This window comes from Lysinibacillus louembei (assembly GCF_033880585.1).
Classification (GTDB): domain Bacteria; phylum Bacillota; class Bacilli; order Bacillales_A; family Planococcaceae; genus Metasolibacillus; species Metasolibacillus louembei.
In genome coordinates, this window is record NZ_CP137624.1 from 134262 (window position 1) to 153887 (window position 19626).

General features: G+C 39.2%; 36 protein-coding genes. All 36 read right to left on the bottom strand.

Annotated elements, in window-relative coordinates:
- Positions 1–12: 12 nt before the first annotated feature.
- On the bottom strand, positions 13–618 hold the full coding sequence (locus tag R6U77_RS00735) for a phage scaffolding protein (RefSeq protein ID WP_319837024.1): 606 nt from the start codon (positions 616–618) through the stop codon (positions 13–15).
- Positions 619–711: 93 nt separating this feature from the next.
- A complete protein-coding gene (locus R6U77_RS00740; protein ID WP_319837025.1) occupies positions 712–924 on the bottom strand; it encodes an Acb2/Tad1 domain-containing protein in 213 nt (70 codons plus the stop codon).
- A 145-nt stretch (positions 925–1069) separates the two neighbouring features.
- Positions 1070–1294 (bottom strand): hypothetical protein, encoded by a 225-nt coding sequence (locus R6U77_RS00745; RefSeq protein ID WP_293922225.1) that lies wholly within the window; start codon positions 1292–1294, stop codon positions 1070–1072.
- Positions 1295–1741, bottom strand: coding sequence for a hypothetical protein (locus tag R6U77_RS00750; RefSeq protein WP_319837026.1), 447 nt, complete (start codon positions 1739–1741; stop codon positions 1295–1297). It lies immediately after the preceding gene.
- Complete coding sequence (locus R6U77_RS00755) at positions 1738–2661, bottom strand: minor capsid protein (RefSeq protein ID WP_319837027.1); 924 nt, start codon at positions 2659–2661, stop codon at positions 1738–1740. Before R6U77_RS00755 ends, R6U77_RS00750 begins: the two co-directional genes overlap by 4 nt.
- Before the next feature lie 220 nt (positions 2662–2881).
- The gene (locus R6U77_RS00760; protein WP_319837028.1) at positions 2882–4375 is read right to left on the bottom strand and encodes a phage portal protein; all 1494 of its coding nucleotides are present in this window, start codon (positions 4373–4375) and stop codon (positions 2882–2884) included.
- A gap of 15 nt (positions 4376–4390) precedes the next feature.
- Positions 4391–5788: a phage terminase large subunit gene (terL, locus tag R6U77_RS00765; protein ID WP_319837029.1), complete on the bottom strand. Its 1398-nt coding sequence runs from the start codon at positions 5786–5788 to the stop codon at positions 4391–4393.
- The gene (locus R6U77_RS00770; RefSeq protein ID WP_319837030.1) at positions 5785–6132 is read right to left on the bottom strand and encodes a helix-turn-helix domain-containing protein; all 348 of its coding nucleotides are present in this window, start codon (positions 6130–6132) and stop codon (positions 5785–5787) included. The genes terL and R6U77_RS00770 overlap by 4 nt, the downstream gene beginning before the upstream one ends.
- Before the next feature lie 217 nt (positions 6133–6349).
- Positions 6350–6670, bottom strand: a complete 321-nt coding sequence (locus tag R6U77_RS00775; RefSeq protein ID WP_319837031.1) for a hypothetical protein — start codon at positions 6668–6670, stop codon at positions 6350–6352.
- A gap of 259 nt (positions 6671–6929) precedes the next feature.
- Positions 6930–7400: a sigma-70 family RNA polymerase sigma factor gene (locus R6U77_RS00780; RefSeq protein ID WP_319837032.1), complete on the bottom strand. Its 471-nt coding sequence runs from the start codon at positions 7398–7400 to the stop codon at positions 6930–6932.
- Between the two features lie 132 nt (positions 7401–7532).
- Positions 7533–7916 (bottom strand): hypothetical protein, encoded by a 384-nt coding sequence (locus tag R6U77_RS00785; RefSeq protein ID WP_319837033.1) that lies wholly within the window; start codon positions 7914–7916, stop codon positions 7533–7535.
- Between the two features lie 31 nt (positions 7917–7947).
- Positions 7948–8127, bottom strand: coding sequence for a hypothetical protein (locus R6U77_RS00790; protein WP_319837034.1), 180 nt, complete (start codon positions 8125–8127; stop codon positions 7948–7950).
- A 301-nt stretch (positions 8128–8428) separates the two neighbouring features.
- Positions 8429–9133 (bottom strand): hypothetical protein, encoded by a 705-nt coding sequence (locus R6U77_RS00795; protein ID WP_319837035.1) that lies wholly within the window; start codon positions 9131–9133, stop codon positions 8429–8431.
- A 33-nt stretch (positions 9134–9166) separates the two neighbouring features.
- Complete coding sequence (locus R6U77_RS00800) at positions 9167–9325, bottom strand: hypothetical protein (RefSeq protein ID WP_319837036.1); 159 nt, start codon at positions 9323–9325, stop codon at positions 9167–9169.
- A gap of 30 nt (positions 9326–9355) precedes the next feature.
- The gene (locus R6U77_RS00805; RefSeq protein ID WP_319837037.1) at positions 9356–9550 is read right to left on the bottom strand and encodes a hypothetical protein; all 195 of its coding nucleotides are present in this window, start codon (positions 9548–9550) and stop codon (positions 9356–9358) included.
- A 34-nt stretch (positions 9551–9584) separates the two neighbouring features.
- Positions 9585–9875, bottom strand: coding sequence for a hypothetical protein (locus tag R6U77_RS00810; RefSeq protein WP_319837038.1), 291 nt, complete (start codon positions 9873–9875; stop codon positions 9585–9587).
- Between the two features lie 15 nt (positions 9876–9890).
- Entirely contained in the window at positions 9891–11123 is a 1233-nt protein-coding gene (locus R6U77_RS00815; protein WP_319837039.1) for a DNA cytosine methyltransferase, read from the bottom strand.
- 9 nt (positions 11124–11132) lie between these two features.
- Complete coding sequence (locus R6U77_RS00820) at positions 11133–11588, bottom strand: class I SAM-dependent methyltransferase (RefSeq protein ID WP_319837040.1); 456 nt, start codon at positions 11586–11588, stop codon at positions 11133–11135.
- Between the two features lie 40 nt (positions 11589–11628).
- Entirely contained in the window at positions 11629–11892 is a 264-nt protein-coding gene (locus R6U77_RS00825) for a hypothetical protein (RefSeq protein WP_319837041.1), read from the bottom strand.
- 26 nt (positions 11893–11918) lie between these two features.
- Complete coding sequence (locus R6U77_RS00830) at positions 11919–12353, bottom strand: RusA family crossover junction endodeoxyribonuclease (protein WP_319837042.1); 435 nt, start codon at positions 12351–12353, stop codon at positions 11919–11921.
- The gene (locus R6U77_RS00835) at positions 12350–12631 is read right to left on the bottom strand and encodes a hypothetical protein (protein ID WP_319837043.1); all 282 of its coding nucleotides are present in this window, start codon (positions 12629–12631) and stop codon (positions 12350–12352) included. The genes R6U77_RS00830 and R6U77_RS00835 overlap by 4 nt, the downstream gene beginning before the upstream one ends.
- Positions 12628–12792, bottom strand: a complete 165-nt coding sequence (locus R6U77_RS00840) for a DUF6011 domain-containing protein (RefSeq protein WP_319837044.1) — start codon at positions 12790–12792, stop codon at positions 12628–12630. The genes R6U77_RS00835 and R6U77_RS00840 overlap by 4 nt, the downstream gene beginning before the upstream one ends.
- Positions 12789–12980, bottom strand: coding sequence for a hypothetical protein (locus R6U77_RS00845; protein WP_319837045.1), 192 nt, complete (start codon positions 12978–12980; stop codon positions 12789–12791). The genes R6U77_RS00840 and R6U77_RS00845 overlap by 4 nt, the downstream gene beginning before the upstream one ends.
- A gap of 154 nt (positions 12981–13134) precedes the next feature.
- Positions 13135–13440 (bottom strand): MazG-like family protein, encoded by a 306-nt coding sequence (locus R6U77_RS00850; RefSeq protein WP_319837046.1) that lies wholly within the window; start codon positions 13438–13440, stop codon positions 13135–13137.
- Positions 13437–13655, bottom strand: a complete 219-nt coding sequence (locus tag R6U77_RS00855; protein WP_319837047.1) for a hypothetical protein — start codon at positions 13653–13655, stop codon at positions 13437–13439. Before R6U77_RS00855 ends, R6U77_RS00850 begins: the two co-directional genes overlap by 4 nt.
- A 315-nt stretch (positions 13656–13970) precedes the next feature.
- Positions 13971–14186, bottom strand: coding sequence for a hypothetical protein (locus tag R6U77_RS00860; protein ID WP_319837048.1), 216 nt, complete (start codon positions 14184–14186; stop codon positions 13971–13973).
- Complete coding sequence (locus R6U77_RS00865) at positions 14179–14421, bottom strand: hypothetical protein (RefSeq protein WP_319837049.1); 243 nt, start codon at positions 14419–14421, stop codon at positions 14179–14181. The genes R6U77_RS00860 and R6U77_RS00865 overlap by 8 nt, the downstream gene beginning before the upstream one ends.
- Positions 14414–14836 carry a hypothetical protein gene (locus R6U77_RS00870; protein WP_319837050.1) on the bottom strand — a complete coding sequence of 141 codons (423 nt, stop codon included), beginning with the start codon at positions 14834–14836 and terminating at the stop codon, positions 14414–14416. Before R6U77_RS00870 ends, R6U77_RS00865 begins: the two co-directional genes overlap by 8 nt.
- Positions 14833–15294 carry a YopX family protein gene (locus tag R6U77_RS00875; protein ID WP_319837051.1) on the bottom strand — a complete coding sequence of 154 codons (462 nt, stop codon included), beginning with the start codon at positions 15292–15294 and terminating at the stop codon, positions 14833–14835. The genes R6U77_RS00870 and R6U77_RS00875 overlap by 4 nt, the downstream gene beginning before the upstream one ends.
- A 218-nt stretch (positions 15295–15512) precedes the next feature.
- The gene (zapE, locus tag R6U77_RS00880; protein ID WP_319837052.1) at positions 15513–16337 is read right to left on the bottom strand and encodes an AFG1/ZapE family ATPase; all 825 of its coding nucleotides are present in this window, start codon (positions 16335–16337) and stop codon (positions 15513–15515) included.
- The gene (locus R6U77_RS00885; RefSeq protein ID WP_319837053.1) at positions 16273–17139 is read right to left on the bottom strand and encodes a DnaD domain-containing protein; all 867 of its coding nucleotides are present in this window, start codon (positions 17137–17139) and stop codon (positions 16273–16275) included. The genes zapE and R6U77_RS00885 overlap by 65 nt, the downstream gene beginning before the upstream one ends.
- 14 nt (positions 17140–17153) lie before the next feature.
- Positions 17154–17498: a hypothetical protein gene (locus tag R6U77_RS00890; RefSeq protein ID WP_319837054.1), complete on the bottom strand. Its 345-nt coding sequence runs from the start codon at positions 17496–17498 to the stop codon at positions 17154–17156.
- A gap of 30 nt (positions 17499–17528) precedes the next feature.
- Entirely contained in the window at positions 17529–17714 is a 186-nt protein-coding gene (locus tag R6U77_RS00895) for a hypothetical protein (RefSeq protein ID WP_319837055.1), read from the bottom strand.
- Between the two features lie 13 nt (positions 17715–17727).
- Positions 17728–17928, bottom strand: a complete 201-nt coding sequence (locus R6U77_RS00900) for a helix-turn-helix domain-containing protein (protein WP_319837056.1) — start codon at positions 17926–17928, stop codon at positions 17728–17730.
- A gap of 11 nt (positions 17929–17939) precedes the next feature.
- Complete coding sequence (locus tag R6U77_RS00905; protein WP_319837057.1) at positions 17940–18749, bottom strand: PD-(D/E)XK nuclease-like domain-containing protein; 810 nt, start codon at positions 18747–18749, stop codon at positions 17940–17942.
- Complete coding sequence (locus R6U77_RS00910; RefSeq protein ID WP_319837058.1) at positions 18709–19581, bottom strand: hypothetical protein; 873 nt, start codon at positions 19579–19581, stop codon at positions 18709–18711. The genes R6U77_RS00905 and R6U77_RS00910 overlap by 41 nt, the downstream gene beginning before the upstream one ends.
- Positions 19582–19626: the final 45 nt, after the last annotated feature.

Genomic DNA, 19626 nt, shown 5'->3' on the forward strand with positions numbered 1-19626 from the left:
CATCTCCCTTATTTATTCGAAATATTTTTCGCGAGCAGTATCTAATTGCTCGGTGCCTTTTGAACGTTCTTCCGCTATTAGTTTGCCTAAGCTAAACTCTGCACCACCGCCACCTCCTGTACGAGCTTCTGCAGGGGTGAAACCTTTAAACTGCGTTGTTTCGGCCTTTTCAGGCACAAACAAAAAGGACTTTGATTCTTGCAGTGTTTTAAGCTGCTCATCTAGTCCTTTAGTGACGTTTCCGTCCTTATCCAATTCAATTGCATTTCGGTCAATCAAGGCCGCTACTAAGTCTACGTCATGCACTTTACCGTTTAGCGATAGTTTTAAAGCGGCGCTCATGCGTTCGTTAGTAAGTTGCTGCTCGTACTCTGTTTTGGCTGTTTCGTTAGCCTGTTGTAGTTCTGTGATTGTCGCTAGGAGTTGCTCATTGCCTTTAGCCTTTTCCTGCAAATCCTTCAACTGTGTTTCATGCGTTTTCACCTGTTCTTCAAGTGCCTTTTTTGCATTATTCACTTCGTCAAAACGCTCTTTTGGAATCATGTTTCCGTATTTCTCAACAATGGCAGTTGCCTGTTCCTCGCTCAATCCCATTGCTAGTAAATCTTCTTTTTTCATTTGTATTGCCTCCTAATTCGTTTTTTACAGGTAACGGCCTGTTAGGTTAAACACTTTCAGTTTAACGTCATAAAGCGCTAAAAAGACGAATAATTATTCGTTGCGTGCAATAGCTGCGTTTGCCCACATCACAGCAGTTTCAAGGTTTGTCATAGCTACTGACTTTTCACGTGAATTAGGACATGTTTCATCAATTAAATAAGCAAGCTCTTTTGCCTTTTCGCGAATAGCTTCATATTTTTCCTGTTGCCCTTCTTTCGGACTGTGATACATAAAATTATTTTCAATTTGTTGGTTTAACGGCATTTTCATGTCCTCCTAAAATTATAATTTGCTATTTAACGCATAGTTGCGAGATTCATAGACCACCAAACCTCTCCGCTATATCAGCAGTTTGACGCTACTTTACGCCATAATAAAAACCATTCTGCCGATACTAGCAAAATGGTTTTTACTCATACATATCTTCAACGATATCGAATTTCGCCACTTCCAACATTCCTAAAGCTTCCAAAGCACTACCATCAGAAGCAGATACCTTAATGGTGCCATCTTTTAATTTTACTACACTAAACACACGTTCTATTTGTTCGACATTTTGAAGTAGGTGCTCTAACGTTGCTTTTACGGTGATAATTCCGTCACGTTCAGCCCTTTTTTCATTAAAATCAATCATTCAATCACCAACTTTTTCATAAATAACCTTGAAAGTATCGGGCTTGCATAGATGCAATTCGCCTTTTTCGTTCTTAATGATGTAGTCCCCAAACTGCGCTTTCTGAGTACCATCCCATGCGTGGATATAAAGCTCTCCATAATCTCCTATACTCCAACCTGTGTTTCCTCCCACAAAGTTTTGGAATTCACTTACCGTGCTTCCAACTACATAATGAAAGACTTCATTCACTACCGACGGAAACGACTTTGCGCGATATTTCACAGGAGCAACCACTTGTTCTTTTTCATTGGAAATGGAATAGAAAAGAAGATTATCATACGGAATGAATAACTCTCCTTCACTCGCATGAACTCGTACTCCTTTTTCTTCTTCTATTACAGATTTTATTTCTTCAATTTTATAGTCTTCGTGGCTCTTTAAATGTATTTTTATGAATTTCGTCATTTTACAAACCTCTCTTTCCATTGTGGGTATTTAATATCGCTCGGAATGTAATACACCTTACCGTCTCTATCTCTAGCTACTCTTTGACTGTAATCATCAGGAAACCATGGTGCTGTAGTAGTACGACAAAAAGGGTGAAATGGATTGGCTGTGACACCAGGCTCATAATCACTCATCTTGAATACTTTCCCGTCCATCGACTGGCAAATATCACTTGTTTTACCGTCAAGTGTTGCTACAATCTCGTATTTATCTACATCTAATTCGTTAAACACCTCTTTTTGTGCTGCCGCATTAAAAAAAGCCGATTCGGTCATGACTAAGCGGCTGATTTGATACCTAGAATTAGTTGAGTTGAATTTTTGATGCAAAACTTTAATAATTGATTCTGGATGTTTACCTGTCGAAATATTGTGTACAAGTTGCGTATACAGCGTATCAATCAACACATTTTTATCACGCCATAAGCGCCTGCTAAACGTCATACCATCGGCTGTCCATGGCTTGCTGATAACCTTATCTAACAATCTGTCATTAAGTACTTGCATGGTAAAACCAACGTTAAAACCTTTTTGCACCTCGTAAGCTGTATGGTAATACTGCGATTGGTACTGCTCTTTAATAAAGCGCTCAAAGCCCTCTATTTGACCGTCATACAGCTTTTCGATATGCTGTTGCATTTGTATTCGTAAACTCTCTAATCGGCTTATATGGACACGAGAGGACGCATTTTCGAGTTCTTTCATCCACTTTTGATTGACGGCATTCTTTTTTCCATATTTGATATATTCCTCAACCGTCCAACGGAACTCTTTTAATTCATCGCTTTTTAGCAGCATTTTAGCTTCATCTAGTGTGATTTCGTTGTTTTCGGCGAATCTGCTGTACCATTTGAGGATGTCTTTTTCCAAGTCGTCCATCGTGTGAATATACGCCTTAACTAAGTCGTCGTAGTAAAAAAGAGAACGCCTGTGTTGCGCGTCCTCTAATAACTCAAAACGTTTACGCCAATACTCTCTACTCTTGGTCAATATACCTCACCTCAATCGCCACGTGAGCATAGCCCATAGTAATATCAACGGTGACATCAATAGAACTACTGGGAGCAACACTATAAGTAATAAGGAACTAGTGATATTTCTAATCACTGTTATCACCTCGCCTTTGTTGGAAGGTCGTTTCGTAGTTGTCCATTTCGTTGAAATACTGCTGTCGTTCCTTTTCTAATCGCTTCAATTCAAGTTCCACATCTTTGGTGTACGGATGTTGCGCTATTTTCGTTTCTATGGATAGATACGGCGATTTCTCTAATATCTCAACAACCTCTTTTTCGTTTATTAGCATGTCACGGTTGAAAATGATATTAACATGCTCGTCCTCGAAATCGCCTTGTTTGGTGTTGGCTAAATGCATATCAATAAACCAAAGTAATTCTTCAAATGACGCTTGTAGCTCCACCTCGAAGCCGTTTGCGTCCAATTCGATGTCAGCGTACATGCTTTGGATATTCATTTGATTCGGGTTGTTGCTCATGCGTTCGTCTTTCGCATCATATCCACGTCCGTTTTCGATGAGAGCCTTTTTAAATAAGGCTAGGATTGACTTATAGTTTTCGGCGTTTACTTCGATGTATAAGCTTTCCACGCCTCCGTTGGCTCCATCACCCGAACGTACTTTAACAACGCCGAACTGCGCTAAATTGCGTCTGAACTCTCCTAAGTCTTGGCCGTCATAATTATGCAATATCAGGATTGTATTGCGTGAATCTTCCTCCATGTTGTTTTCAAACGTGCTAAGCATTTTGTTGATGCCGTCCTGTAGTGATTTCACACGCTTAATTAACGGTATCTCGACACTATTAAATTTAACAGGAATAAGGGGCACTCTCCGCCAGTTAGCACCTTTCATTTCCTCTCCATCACTAATAATGATATATGGAGATACATCAGGCTTAGTCACGTCTTTATACAGCTTGCCGTTAATAAACTCATAATGTTCAACACCGTGTGTGGTGAATACGTCTACCTTTTCCTGCACTTCTTCTTTATCACCTGTATAAACTAATTCCTCATACAATCTGATAGCAAAGTTTAAAACAGTGCGGTCACTATCATGCCAGTACGGTATGATTTCCCACGGCCTGAAACGTTTGATGTTAAAATTGCCATATTCATCATAATGGGGGTATAGCCAGCCAATGCCACCGTTAAACACATCGAGCCCCACGTTACGTAAAGTACGGTGAAAACGCTTGTTGAGTATCGTTTGTAGCTTTTTAACATAATCATCTTTTTCACTTTCAATCGTTAGCGGCTTGCCGAGTTGGAAGTTAACCTTTTGGTCTACTAACTTAGCGTATTGATTGTCGATGCGCTTATTGTTCGGTAAATTTTCATTTACGATTAAACGTCCACCCTCACCGATAACCTTGCGTTTATGGTGCAAGATGTCGTGTTCGCCCTCATAGTATGCCTCACCTGTCAGCATCCACTTTCGTCTTTCTGATTTCTTAAATTTGTTGATTTCATTTTCAAGCCATTTAACATCGCTTATCTGCTTATTTGCATTCGCAACGATGTTGGCGTTGATAATTTCGGTGTCTGTCACGACACCTTGAAACGGAAAATATGTCACTTTATCACCTCTTGTCTATTCAAAACTGTATAGGCTACCAGCGCCGATTTTTTCAGCGATACCTGTTGTAGCGTCCGGTGCATCATCATGCTTGTTCTTACCTTCTTTTTGGTATTCCGTCATTGCTTTATAATATTCTGGCCATCTATAACGCCAGTCGCTCGGGAAATAAATATGGTCCATTACCCAAGTAGCATTGGATAAAATACGCGCTTTTTTGTTTTTCGATTGGTGAAACGGATTAATGCGCGTTTTATTCGAATTATGATTCGATTTAAGCAAACGTTCAACTGACCTCGCAAAACCTCGACCGCCACCGTTAGATTCAATATCAGCAACATTAACTTTATCCTCATAGAGCATTTTTGCTGTTGCTGGTTCCGTTACCTCCATACCGTCTTTCGTATAAAGCACATCTAGTACATATGCTTCATCGTTAAACGTCACACCATAATTAATGGTACATAAGTAGTCGCTACCTTCGTCTGCTGTATCAGTATAATTCTTGATTTGTTTAAACTGAGGCAGTTCGCCGTCATACGTTTTAAAGGATGTGTACAAACGGCCTTTTTGGTCAATAGGCTCTTGCTGATAGTTAGCTGCTGCTATTTCAGGGCGCATTGCTCTAGTTTTGCTCTCATATGACTTGTGGCTTAATACCTCGTCACAAAGCATTGTTCCATCGTCTTGTAGAGCTTTCATGTTTACATGACGGACTTTCTTACCTTCTTCTTTAAAGTGAATAAGCGCTCGCCCTGCTAAATCTTTTGAGGACCAACGCGTCATAATGATGATGATTTTCCCACCTTCTTCAAGTCGGGAGAGCATGGTATTCGTGAACCATTCCCAATGCTTATCCAAGGTATTTTCATTAAAAGCTTCTTCGGCATTTTTTATTAAATCGTCAATGATAAGTAAAGAAGCCCCAAACCCTGTCGCTGTACCTGTTGGAGAAGTAGCGAGATAGTTGTTGTAACCACCTTCAAGGCTCCATAAATTCATAGCAGCATCACCTTGTTTAATCGTTGTGCTAGGGAATATATCACTATACACAACTGCGTCGGCATCAGCCTTAACTTCCGATATGCCATTTCGAACAGCTTTTGAAAATGTCGTTGAAAGCATTTCGTTGTATGAACCTGTCATTATCTTTTCTTCTTGATTTTGACCAAATACCCATTGAGCAAACATGGAAGCGGAACGTGATTTACCATGACGAGGAGGAACATTAATAATTAATACCTCATCGTCAGATTCATAAAAATCTTGCATTTCGTTACACAGTTCAACTAAGTATTTTCGATTTTCTTTGTAAAACTTAGGTGCTAACAAATGGCAAAAATAAAAGAACTCACGTCTTGCGAGTTCTAATTGGGCTTGTTTTTTCAGCTCTTTTAATTGTTCATCTGTCATTTGTTAATCAACTTCCTTAGTTCCTCTGTTGTGAGGTCTTTCATAGGATTGTTAATATTCATAATGCCACTATGTTCAACCTGTTGCTTATCGCGCCATTCCACAGGTTTACGGTTCTTTAACCAAAAGATTTGAGCAGTTACATCTGGTTGCACCTCTTTTGTGACAACCTTAGTAACTTCTAATCGACCAGAACCATCTTCGACCATCTCTTTTGTTACTTCATCATATTTGTAGCCTAGCGCACGTTTTAATAAGGCATTTTCGACTTGACGGTCAATAACCTCTTTCCCTCTTTTTAAGGCATCACAAATCTCACTATACTTATTTTGCCACTCGTACAAGGTCTTAGCTGTCACGCCTATATTTTGTGCTATTTGCTCATTCGTAAGTCCATCCCTAGCCCATCCTTCAATCTTTATTAATCCTTCTTCTGCGAGCCATTCAGCATATTTACCTTTAGCTCCACCTTTATTTACTTTCCCAATGGCATCACCTCATTGTGCTAATTGCTTGTTTTAGTCATAAGAAAAAGCATCTACAAAGAGATGCTTATAAAAATTAATCAAATTCAGTTAAAACTATATAATTACCACAACCTCTACAGTCTATTCGTAAACTTTCCAGTTTTGAATCGATATTTACATTGTCTTCGATTTCACGATTCAACAAATCTTCAACTTGCTTTTTGTTATCTGCTACTACTAATTTCTCGATGAAATCATCATACAGGCTGGAACTAACATCATGAGATATTTCATTTTCGAACATCCGGAAGTTCCCATCTCTTAATTTTCGTTGTACATAACTTAATTTACCAACTGTTTCTGGTATTAATTCTGTTTCACTATTACAATTCTCACAAATTATTTTAATTTTCATCTTCATTCCTCCTTTAATGACTCTATTCGCCATAGAAGATGAAAATCCTTCATACTTTCAAAACCACACCAAAATTCCGCCCCTAGCCCTCAGCTACTCCATGGCTGTTTGATGCAGTTTTCAAAGCAAAAAGACGCCACCGAAGGTGACGCCTCACGAATTATGTTGTAACAGTATTTTTTGTGGTAAAAATACATTACTTATTATGAAGGACGAAGTTCTTCACAAAAGATAAAGCCGCTCCGTCCTCCCTCCCATTTTAACCTGCGTTTTTTGAGTAAGTCAAAATCGTACGTATTTGTCCGTTTTGTCCGATTTGTCGCAAGATTTCTTTTTTTGATTGGCATACATAATCTTTGGAAGTGGCTAGATGCTCCGCTATCTGTCGATATGTCATGCCATCCAATAAGCAATCATATATCGTTTTTAATCGCTCGTCCTTTAACAGGTCGTAAGCAACCTCTAACGCATATACATAAGATTCTAAGCGCTCTAGCCGCTTTAATTGGCTACGTTCCCTTACATCCATTCGTTCCATTTCTGCCGCTGAACGAATACTGCTGCCCTTTGGCATCGTAGCCTCTAATCCATATTGAGCCACGCCCCATGAACTCATATTACGACTACCACCATACAAAGCTCGCTCTAATCTAGCAATCTCTTTTTTCCACAGCCGATAGTTGTTAATCATATACCCAATATCCATTTGAGTTGTTTGCCCTTTGCCCATGCGCTAGCCCCCATTTATATGTTATAATAGAGTGTGTATAATTTTGCTGAGGTGGCTGGGCGTGTGCTTGGCTGCTTTTTTTATTTACAAAACCGCTTTAATTAGTGCTCCTTCCTTTGGTCATTGTGTTTATTAAGTAAGACTTCCATCTATCAAAACGACGCCTTTCTTGATACCTTCAAATTCCTCAATCAGCTCGCCTACTATGTCATTTTTAGTATCATTTGCAAGCAAGAATTTAAGTAAAGCCTCTGATTTCGAAATTTCGTTAGGCTCACCCTCATTTGTGACACTTTCTATCGAATCGCCTGCAACAGCTTCATAATAGATTTCAAACGCTTGGTCTCTATGACTTTTAGCACTAACTTTTATTTCGCTTGTTTCTCGATGTGTCGCCACCAAACCGTAGTATTCTTGCTTATTAAATTCGAAATATCTTACTGGGCATCCAGCTTCAATGTAATCTTTATTAAAAGTAAACTTAGGTACTTCAAAATTAACTTCTTTTATTTTCATTTTACCTAGCTCCTTCCTTTGGTCATTGTGCTCACTCGTTCAACATTTTTTCGACACGTTTAGCTGCATTTTCCGATATACCAAGTACAGTTGCTCCGAAATTTTTGTTATCATATTTCACTGTTAATTCATGTAAAAAATCACCTAATTCCTCTTCCAATTCTTCTTGCGTTAATCCATTTACAGAAAAATAAAAGTACTGTCTTTTCAATGTTTTCACTCCTTCATAATTGTCATTGTGCTTAATATCTACTGATTCGATTCCCTCGAAAAATTCTTTCTTTTGAATCTATTATTAATTCATAATTTTTGTCACACACTCTACACCACAAACGAACACCATCATCGGTTGGTGATATATAAGGATCGTATCTACTTATTCGACCATCTCTTTTTACGTCCAATATTACGTATGCTTTACCAGCATATTGCAAGTCCTTACCACAAGTGCATTTCGGTTTCATGTAAGCCATAACATACCTATTGCCTCCTTCTCAAAATTGTCATTATACTTAGGCACGATTTCTCGCTCGTATTTCCGCCCTACGTTCCATATTTTTCTTCCAATAATCATTTCTATAGGATTCTTTCATTCTATAGACAAGCTTTCCGCCTTCATCTACAATCTCTATCCATTCCTTATTCCAATCCGCCCTCAAAGTAGCCATTGTAGACGGTTTGGGGTTGGAATAATGTGTTTGTACCTTTTCCAACAATTCATCAATCGTTAAGCCTTTGCTATTAAAATATAAACATTCTTTGATTTTTTCAATTGTGAGCTTATACTCCGTAATAGTTTCCCCACCTTTAGAACCACCAACATTCACAAAATGAATTTCCTTATTTACCCTGTCTAGGATGTTAATATATTCTGAACGACGATGGCGTTTCCCCCATTGGTGAATTGTTGTAACATTTCTTTTCTCGTCATGATACATCAATCCAATTCCTAATTCTTTTAACCAATCTAAGATGAAGAAACGATGATAATGTTTAGGTTGTGGTACTAAAATGAAAATATAATCAACTAATCCTATACGACTAATGGCTTGTTCAATCACTTTAAAATTTAGCGCCGTTTTCATTTCTACTCCGATATAAACATTGCCATGTTTAGCTACAGCATCTATATCATGTAACTCTGCATATACTTGTTCGCATCCCATTTCTTCGAGTAGGAATTGTTTAAGTGGCTCAAATAATTCAGATTCTTTCACAGGTGTACCCCCTTCATATTTTTGACAATTTATCTAGTAACCTTCATTTTTCATTATGATATGCAGCGTGTTTTCTGGTATTGGAAAAATGCCTTTTTCTACTGATTCAAAAAACACAAACCCTCCATCATAACCTTTGAGTCTATACCCTTTATATTCAGCCCATTTTTTTACCCTTTGTTCAAAAGTCATTTCTCACCTCAAAATGGTCATTGTGTTCGGTTATTCTTCATCAAATAGTCGGAAATTTAGGACTGTAACGGAGCCTTTTTCGTGACTGAAATAACCTTCAATATCCCTTGCAATTGCTCGAATATCATCTATACCACGAACCTTCAATCCTCTACTTATTTCTGTATGTCCAAAGCCCAGAGAACTGCCATGGGCATAATTATATGAGACAAAATATTTATACAAATAATCACCTACTTATTCAAAATTGTCATTGTGCTTAGTCATTCCAGACATCCAATTCGCCTGTCATGTATTTACGCGTTGTCTTTAAACGCTCTATTAACACGTCTAAACTTTCTGTATTTTTAAAGACTAGATATATAGGGAAATTGGTTAAATCAACCTCTTTTTCTTCATGCTTGACATAGTGTCCGATTGGTTTTGGCTCTTGTCCAACAAAGGTGATTAACCCCCTCTCTTCATCGCCCATCATTCCTGAACCTATATTGACATCACCTGTGCCAAATTCAATTGATACTGTTCCATCTTCATTTTTTACAATTGGCATGTGTATACTCCTCCTTTAATAAAGCTCTTTGGCAATGGCTGCTATCACATTGACAGTCACCGAATTGCCAGCTTGCTTGTACAACTGACTATCACTATTAACCTCTCTCGCTCGGTCAAACGCCCAATCGGGGAAACCTTGTAGTCGCCAGCACTCTCTAGGCGTTAATTTGCGTATGCGCATGTCGCCTGTTAGAGTTGTTTTTGGTGCTTTATAGTCAGATGCTAACAAGCAAGGTGCTATATCCCCTTTGTATCCATCAAACTCAAATTTTTTACCGATAGGATGATGCCCTATAGTACCTGGTATTTTTTTATCTGCTGGCAAAGTATCTAAAACACCTTGATTGCATGATGTATCAAGTGTATTGGCAATACCTTTACCCACTCGCCCTCTACGAGTTTGTGAGCTTGGCACAGCGAGATTAATAGAATCGCCCTCATGCGCGACATCATAACCCTGTTTGGTTGCTTCTTTTATCATTACACCACGCCCAGGAATAACTACAGCCGCCATATCTTGATTACCTATGCCTTTATAATCCCTAGCCATTAAGCTATGACTTGTGTCAGTAATACCTTTTATTTCATTGCGATTCATTGTGACAGTGTAATGACCGCCACCGCCACCAGTGTCTAGTGTTTCTGTTATGCCACTATGATGCGCTAGGATTTCGATATTGTTAGTCGTTGTACTTGTTCCTCCGACAGGAAATATTTTTCGGGTACTTGCGTTTCGAGAATGTCCGATAATGAACACCCGTTCTCTATTTTGTGGGACCCCGAAATTCTTAGAGTTAAGCACTTGCCATTCCGCATCATACCCAAGTTCATCCAACGTTCGGAGGATAACCTCGAACGTATCCCCCCCGTTATGGTTGAGCAATCCAACGACGTTTTCAAGGAATAAATAGCGTGGTCTGAGGATATTTGCGAAGCGAGCGATATCAAAGAATAAAGTTCCTCGTGTGTCCTCGAATCCTTTGCGTTTCCCAGCAATTGAAAAAGCTTGACATGGGAATCCTCCACAAATAATTTCGATTGATCCTCTATCCCGAAGTTTTCGAATATCGTCATCTGTAACGGTTGTAATGTCATGGGCTGTCCACTCTCCTTTCGTATCATGTATTGCCTCGTATGATTTACGAGCGAATTTATCTATTTCTACATAGCCTACGCATTCATGACCGGCCGCTTCTAATCCAAGTCGAAAGCCACCGATTCCTGCGAATAAATCGAGAAATTTCACTTTTATCACCTACTTCATGAACACGAGCCAATGCGTTTTAGCTCGTTTATTTCCAAACAAAGGTTTTATATCAAAGCATTTTAAAACTTCGCGTAAAGGCACCTGGTCCTCATTCCATTTGAAAATCAATGTGCCATTTGTTTTCAACACTCTCCAGCACTCTTGGAAACCTTGAGCTATATCTTGTTGCCACATTGATTCATTTAGTCGGCCATACTTTTTTGCAAGCCATGAATTTTCGCCAACCTTTACTAAGTGCGGTGGGTCAAAAACGACCAAATAAAATGATTCATCTTCAAATGGCATATTTTTGAAGTCTCCAATTATGTCTGGCTTGACGATTAACTTACGGCCATCGCACAATTCTGTTTCCAACTCTCGTTCATCCATAAAAATCGTGTCGCCATTTTCTTTGTCAAACCAAAACATTTTACTGCCACAACAGGCGTCTAATACACGTTGCATCTTATCGCTCCTTTACTGCACATAATGGTTCAATTGTTGATTATTCAACTCGAATAAATTCGATTTTACTTACCTTTAAGTCGTCGTATCGCATTGAGTTATAAATACGTTGCCAGTGACTATTAAGATTGGTTAGACTTTCAATTACTTTCGCATCTTCTATATTGTTCAAAAAGATTAATACACTTGATTCTGAGCGATTACAGTACCATCCGTCTTTAGGTCTTGGCGTAGGCACTGTATCTTCTGATTCTCCAGCATAATAACTATCGTTTACTTTGATGATGAAATTCGCTGTTAGCATAAATTTTTTACCTCCCTTATTTATCGTTACTTAATTTCCATGCAAATGCTTATTTGCTGCACCTTAATCTCCGCCCTCGGTTCCATCGAATACCACTTGCGGGCTACCAGCTCTACGATTTGGGCATCATCGCCCCATATAATGCCGTTCATGCCATCTTTTATTCCCTTAACTAGGTTGTCAGTATCGGGCTTAGTCACAGGACGTAATTCCCCACAATCAATAAGCCGTAATTTTGGCTTTGTGTGGTACTTTTTCGGTGGCATGACATAGATATCAACCTCTAACCTTAAAGCTCCATGTAGCGGCTCCTGCGGCTTATTTTGCATAGCTATGAGCTTGACAAATTCTTTATAGTTTTTGGATTTTGGGGCGTCGTGAGTTTTGACGCCCTTTCCCGCCCTTGAAAATCTCGGTCGCTCCTGTGCTTGCACCTTGCCAGGAATGATAAATTGAATCATGCGATATCCACTTCCTCAACTTCCACCTGTACCCATTCAAAATGCTTCATCATGTGTGTATAACCAGCATTGCAAATTGCACCTTCACCAAACTTCGCAAAAATTGCCTCTTCCCATTTTTTCATCCAAGTTTCAGCAACATCCTTGTCATTTATGATATTTGCCTCTCTTAAATCATCCGAAAGCCCCTCATCTTCATCGTTACCTGTATAGTATTGAGGTACACCACTATCGTTAAATTCATCCTTCAAACGCAAAACCCATGCATCTTTTTTCATTCAGAAGCCTCCTCGATAACCTCATCCATATTCACTTGATTCCGCTCGAATTCAGCGTCTGCCAGTTCTTTTTCATGCTTTCGTTTGCATACTGGCCCCATGCCATAGTCCATTGACTTCTGCGTCTTTAGTGGTCTATTACAGCGGTCGCATAGTTTCATAGATTCACCCCCAAAAATCCATTTAATTGCACTTGCTTTACCTCGGTTGGAATCACTGTTTTAATCGCAGTTTTTATAAGAACTTGAACAGCTTCATACTGCTCTTTATCAAATCCTGTCAAGTACATTTGACCGTCAATATTGATTAGTATTGTTAGCTGTGCGTTTTGTACGTCAACCTGTTGCACGATACCCCTCCACTCTGATTCCGTTTTTGTTAACAGGCACTTTCCTGTAGCCCTCGTGCTTTAAATACTTAATTTCCTCGGCTGTAAACATTCCCACGGCTAGTAACTTGTCCTTGTCCACACGTTTGTACAGCTCTGTATATGTCAATTATTGTCACTCCTTTAGGTCACTAGATTTTACAAATACACCATCAACTATTTTTCCTGTACGTCCTTTAATTTCGTCATAAGCTGTATTTAAACACTCATGTAAGTCCATATCGTTTTGCTGAGCTAGAATAATCATCGTTACGATTACATCGCCGATACCATCACGTAACGCGTCTTTATCATTACGAGCTAATGCCGCCGCAACTTCACCAACTTCCTCTACCACTTTCAAAAATTGCTTACTAGATTCCGCATTGTCCAATCCTTTATTGATAGACCATTGTTCTACTTGTGCAATTAATTGATTCATTTCTTTTTCTCCTTTTTATAAAACTTAGATTTTTTGTACGTTACAGATAATGCGTAACGTGTGTCATCCCAGTAATCTGCGTTAACATCTCTAAACTTAACTCCCAATGTAGAACTACTACGCTCCATCCAAACTCCAACTATCAAAAATGGATAAGCAGGAACACATAACAGCAAGATTAGCAATTTAACTAGATAAAATTTCAGTCGTCCCATAAATCCTCCTTTAGCAGCACTCTATATACTTTGCTAATAATTAACACGTTAGAGAGTGCGCGATTTATTATTTATCCCCGAATATGCCGCTTGTTCTATTATCAATAGCACCTGCAACGCTCTGGTCGATTATCAGTAAAGCTAATGTTGTTTTTATTGATTTTTAACTCTTCGCAAATTTTGCTATGTCCTGCTCCGTCCTTCCACAGCTTACGAAATAATTCTAATTGCTTTGGTGTAAAGTCAAATTTGATAGATTCGTGTTTAGCGCTAGTGAACAAAATATAATTCATAACACCACCTCTTTATTCCTATCTAGGAAGCTCGTACAGCCGTTTTAATTTTAGGGGCATTATTGTACTCGACAAGTCGTTCAGCGTGTTCTATCGTTTCGCTGTGCGTTTTATAGCCCCAATTCTTACGTAGTGCCTCGATGTGTTGGATAAAACCGATTTCATTTTCCTTGTAGCCATATTTATCAAACAGGTTGGCATGAAGTATCATCTGGTCGATGTGGTATTGTTCAGTCATTCGATTCACCTTCTAACCCCAATGCTTCGCGTGCTATATCCCCACCATCTTTCAAAATGACAACCTCATCCCCTTGTTTTAGGCGATACCAGTCAGCATCTGCATAAAATTCAAGGGCTTCACGCAATTTCTTGTTTTCAGCCTTCTCACGCTCAAGCTCCATAAAATGTGCAGCTTGTAATGTTTCGATAGTTCTTTGTAAGCGGATGTTTTCTGTAACAAGATTTTCATTCATCTGATTCACCTACCCCTGAAATGATTTCTAAAATGCTGTCAATTACACTCTCTTCTACATAATTGTCCTTCGCTTCTAAACATTCTTTGTGAATCTTTTCGAGCACTTCATGTAATCGTTCGTTTTCAAATGCTGTTTCAGCAATGAGATTATGCTGATTGCAATGTTGTTCATCATACCAATCAACAGATTCCTTCAATCGCTCCACTGCCATTCGAGCCTTGGCTTCTGCAAGCTCCGTCACATCTAGCAATCTTTTAGTTTTAGATAGCTCGTTTTGTAGTCGCTCTACCTCAACTATTAGTTTAGGAGCCTGAAATGCCATATCTGTATGTGTTTCGATGTCCATAAAATCAGTGTTGTTAAACTCATTTAGATATTCTTCCCAATGCTTTTTAATCGCCTCTAAATTCATGCCTGCACCTCCAGTAAATGACTGTGTTCGTGGATGTTTCCGATAATTTCTATCATTTCGCTCGTACCAAGAGAAACAACACTATTTTTCTTAGGAATATGTGGAGGATAAGAACCCTCAAATTTAACTGCTTTATAACCGAATTTCGCATTTTCGAATACTACATCGCCTATGAAATACGATTCAAATGTAGTTGCTCCATTACGAACTTTTACAATATCCCCCTCATAAATCTCCTTGCCGTTCTTGTCCTTTAAGCCTGAGCATTCCCCGACACTCTCTGGATGCACTTCGTGATAGGTCATCGTAGATATTAATGTTGTAGAACTAGCGTTAAATGTAGACACCGATACCACAATAAAGTATGAAAAATTACTAACTATTAAGCTGCCAGATACCCATTTGCCATTATCAATACGCTTTCCTCTGAACTTAGTTGTCCTATAATTACCTTGCATTCCTTATCGCCCTCCTTGTCTCTTTAATACTCGATAAGCTCCCCCAAAGAGCTTTTCTACCTCATCTCGCTCCAAATTATGAGCAATCCGACAATGCGCCTTAGTAATCATCGCTCCCATATGTCCACATCCAGTCACTGGACACATGACATACTCACCTTGTATGGACGTCCACCCCTTCGCACGTCTAACCTCCGCCTTCGCCATACCATCACCCCTTAATTGTTTAAAATCGAATCAAATTTGCTCATTCTCCCTTTCGCAATCTCACGACGATAACTGGTTGCTTCATTTTTTATTGGTTGAGACATTTCAATTAATCTATCAGGAATACGTTTTCCGATTTGATCTGGCAAGTCTTTAGGATTTAAATTACTTGTTGCCATAAGAGGCTTTTGTCTGCGGCTACGACCATCAAAAATCTGAAAGACTGTTTCTAATACCCAATCACTAGGCTTTTCAGCTCCTAAATCATCGATGATAAGTAAGTCACAAATCATTAAGGCTTTCATGATTTGATGTTCACTTTCGTTGTTATTTTTGTTGAACGTAGCCCGTATTTTACCGAGTAATTCGGGCATTGAGATAAACACCACTGTTTTACCTTGAGCTATTAAATAATTGTGGACAGCTGCAGCTAAGTGTGTTTTGCCATTTCCAACATCACCCCACAGGAGCAATGATTCAGCTCCAAACTCTTCAAAATGCTCTGCATAATACTTGGCTGCCTTGAACGCTTTTTCTGCTCCCTGTCGCATTGAGAAATTATCAAAACTAGCACTCAGGTATTTGTCCCCAACATTGCTAATAGCAAATAATGACCGTATTTCATTATCCTCTTTTGCTTTGATCAAACGTTCTACCTCAGCTTTCTTTACATCTTTTTCGCATTGACAAACAGGTTGAACCCAATATTTTTTGTTGAACACCTCAACTTGAATCGCCTTCACCTCTTGTCCACAGTATGGGCAAATTACGCTAGAGTGAGAGTCCGTCATATTCGTCGTTATTAGATTGTTTACCACGTTCCCGAATGCCTGCATTTAATTGGCTCTCCTTTCGTATGAAGTCTTCATAAGTGTTAATTCCATGTTCAATCGACCAACGCTTTAAAATGCCATCAATGTAGTTTATAAATGGCTTGCCCCTATCAAGTGCTATTTTGAAAGCTTCGATAATCAAATCAGCATCCTTGTAATACTCCAGTAGTTTATTAATGTCCTGCGCATCCCTGTAAGTGGTTGGCCGCATATGCTGCTCAAAGTATGTTTTGATTTTCAAAAATGATTCGTCGATTTGAGATGAGGGAGGAGGAGAGGGAGGCACAGCCTCCTCTTTCTCTTCTTTTTCTTCTTTTTCTTCTTCTTCTTTTTCTTCTTCTTCTTCTTGTCCACGTGTCGTTGACGTATCGTGTAACGACTCGTACCACGAATCGTAAATCGCTTTTACAGGTTCATTGAAAATGTTATCTCCCACATAAGGAATTAAGTCTGTATCTTTCACATGCTGCAACTCTGATTTCACACAATCCAGTACAGGTTTTCCGCCTTTATTGAAGTTGTATTTGCCCCAGTTCTTTACTGCAATTTCACGTGTTTCGGGGTTATAGCGAATTAATTTATGATGATCCATAAACCTTTGCATCAACGCATTAATACTCTCGATTGAATAGCCTGTATCGAATGCCATTTGTTTTTTTGATATACCATAAATCCCGATTTGTGTTGTGTGCTCATTTGTGAGCAAGTACAGGAAGAAATATTTATCTTCGGGTGTCATTTCTTCAGATACTGTTGGATCATTCCAAAATGCTGTGTGTACCATTCTGAATTTTGCTTTAGCCATTGCCCTAGCCCTCCTTACTCAACTACTATGTCTATATCAGCTTTCCATGCCCCTAATTTTTTCTGTTCAAATGCCTTCAATGCTGAACTGTACCTCAAATAATCTCGCACAATTGGAATCTCTTTAAACTCATCTGTGGTAGCGCGTAATAAGTCATATTCTGTGATGTTAAAGAGTTCAGTAATCCCCAGTAATGACTGAATACTTAAAGAAGTACTTTTTACGAATTTTTTGTGATAATACTGTCGTGTAAATCCTAATGTGTCAAAAATTTCACATTGCTTAAGACCATGAATTCTACGCAATATTTCAATGCGCTTTTTAGCCCTTAAAATTTGTTGGTCTGTTGTTAGTTGCATTCCGTCCCCTCCCCTCCTTACTTTTAAGCCCTATATCGCTTCTACCTTCTGTAATTGGTTTTTTCCAACAAACACAAAGCCACTATAGCCTTCAATTGACACTGCATACTTCAAATCAGGCTCCCGAAATTCATTGATATTTGCAACAGTCCCGATTGCAATTTCTTGACCATCCGAATTTAATATCTTCACTGTATCTCTTGTTTTAATTTCCATATAACTACTCCTTCTATGTTTTGATTATTAATAAATCATTAGGCGTACATTCCAAGTGAATACACAGCTTATCAAGTGTTTCAAACGTAATTCCCTTCGCTCTTTCATAATAAATATTTGTGAGTGTTGTTCTTGAAATATCAGCTTCACTAGCTAATTTCGTAATGCTGATACGGCGTTCTGCCATCAATATGCGTAGTCGGTTTTCGTGCATACCTAAACCTCCTAATCTAGTAAATACTCAATTTCGAATGAGCTTTCTAATTGCTTCGTCGCTCGACAATAAGCACACTTCTCGCAACGATGTCCATTTTTCGTGCCAGCCTTTGCTTCTAACATGCTCGGAAGGAGCAACTGGATATATTCACTCTCAAAGCTAAAACGCTCGCTATCGAAGTGCAAAACGGCTTTGTCGGGTGGTGATTCTTTTGTAACGGCCACAATGTAAGGGTTGTAATATCGCCCTGTATTTCGGTAGATGATTTCGCGATATACGTACATTTGCAGCACGTAGTCGTAAGCTTGTACAAATGACACATAGTTGCTGTACTTCTCGCTCCAATAGCGCTTAGCTAGCTCCTGCGTGCTTTTAAGGTCCGTAAAAAACCCTCGCTGGTGATTGATGTTATCGACTTTAATTTTCCATTGTGCGCCAAATAACTCACCTGTCATAATGACCTCTTTTTCACCTTCAAGTGCAAACATGCAAAATCGGTCATTTTTGATGGTTTCTATCATCTCGTCAGCTTTTTCGTAATCAGCATATTTGCCACCACGCGCTTTAAAAATACTGTCGTGATTTTCTTCGGCATATTGAGCGAAAGCTTCGTCACTCTCAAATGCGGCATGTAAATATGAACCTACCGATAAAGCTGTAGAGTGAGGACGAGTAAACTCGCCCTTTAACTCCGCAATCATGGCTGCCTCACATGTCATAGCCTGCTTAAATTGCGACACGCTCATGTAATGTTGGTTTGCTTCTCGCGAATGGTAGTTATCCTTCGTTAGCTGGAACGTTGGCGTTGGCTGCTGCATCGTCCTTCACCTCTTTTTTAAACTCTGCTCCTAAGCCGCCATCGGCTTTTTTGGCATCTTCTTTGTTAAACCAGTCCTCTACCTTGCTCATGCCATCTTTTAAGCTGTTGGCAATGTTTACAAGCTCTACATAATCAAATTCAGTGAATGAATTGGCGCTATATCCAAATTTTTCTTCAACCATTTCTTGTGTTACACGATAATGATTTTTAAAACCTTCTAGCATTTTAGCAACACGGTCTTTTAATGGACCTTGGCTATTGCCCGCTAATGTATCAGTGCATTGTTGAACAGCTTTATCAATAACGTCACCTGGAATAACACCAAGAATACAGGCACGTAAGCGCCGAGCGCCATCATTAGCTACCTTTTCATATACGTCCCTAGGGTCAGTGAGTTGCTTAAGTTTTCCACCCTTTAAACCAATAGCATGCTTTACAGTAAATACTTTTTCCTGACGTACATTCGTTTCAAGGTCCCAACAAAACGCCTTCGCAACAGATTCGCCATTTCGTTGTTCTAGTTCCTGTATACCGTATGATAAGTTGCCCCAATTTTGAGCAATTGCCTCAGCTAAGCGAATAGATGGACCAGTAACATTCGTTCCGCCTTTCGGATAGCGATACATCGCAACTGCCGCAAGCGCTGGGCGTTTACAAGTATCTAAAATGCGTTGCTCAGCAGCGAAAATGTTCCTAGGAAACTGTTTCGCCATGAAAATCTGCCCTTTGACCTCTTCCATTTCGCGTGAAGCACTAGCCATAGCTAATGCGCCACCTTGGAATTGTTGAGTTGCTTGTGGGTTGTTAAATTGTTCCGTTAAGTTGTTCATTGAAATTTCCTCCTGTATGCGCTACAATGGCGCTAGAATTTGTTT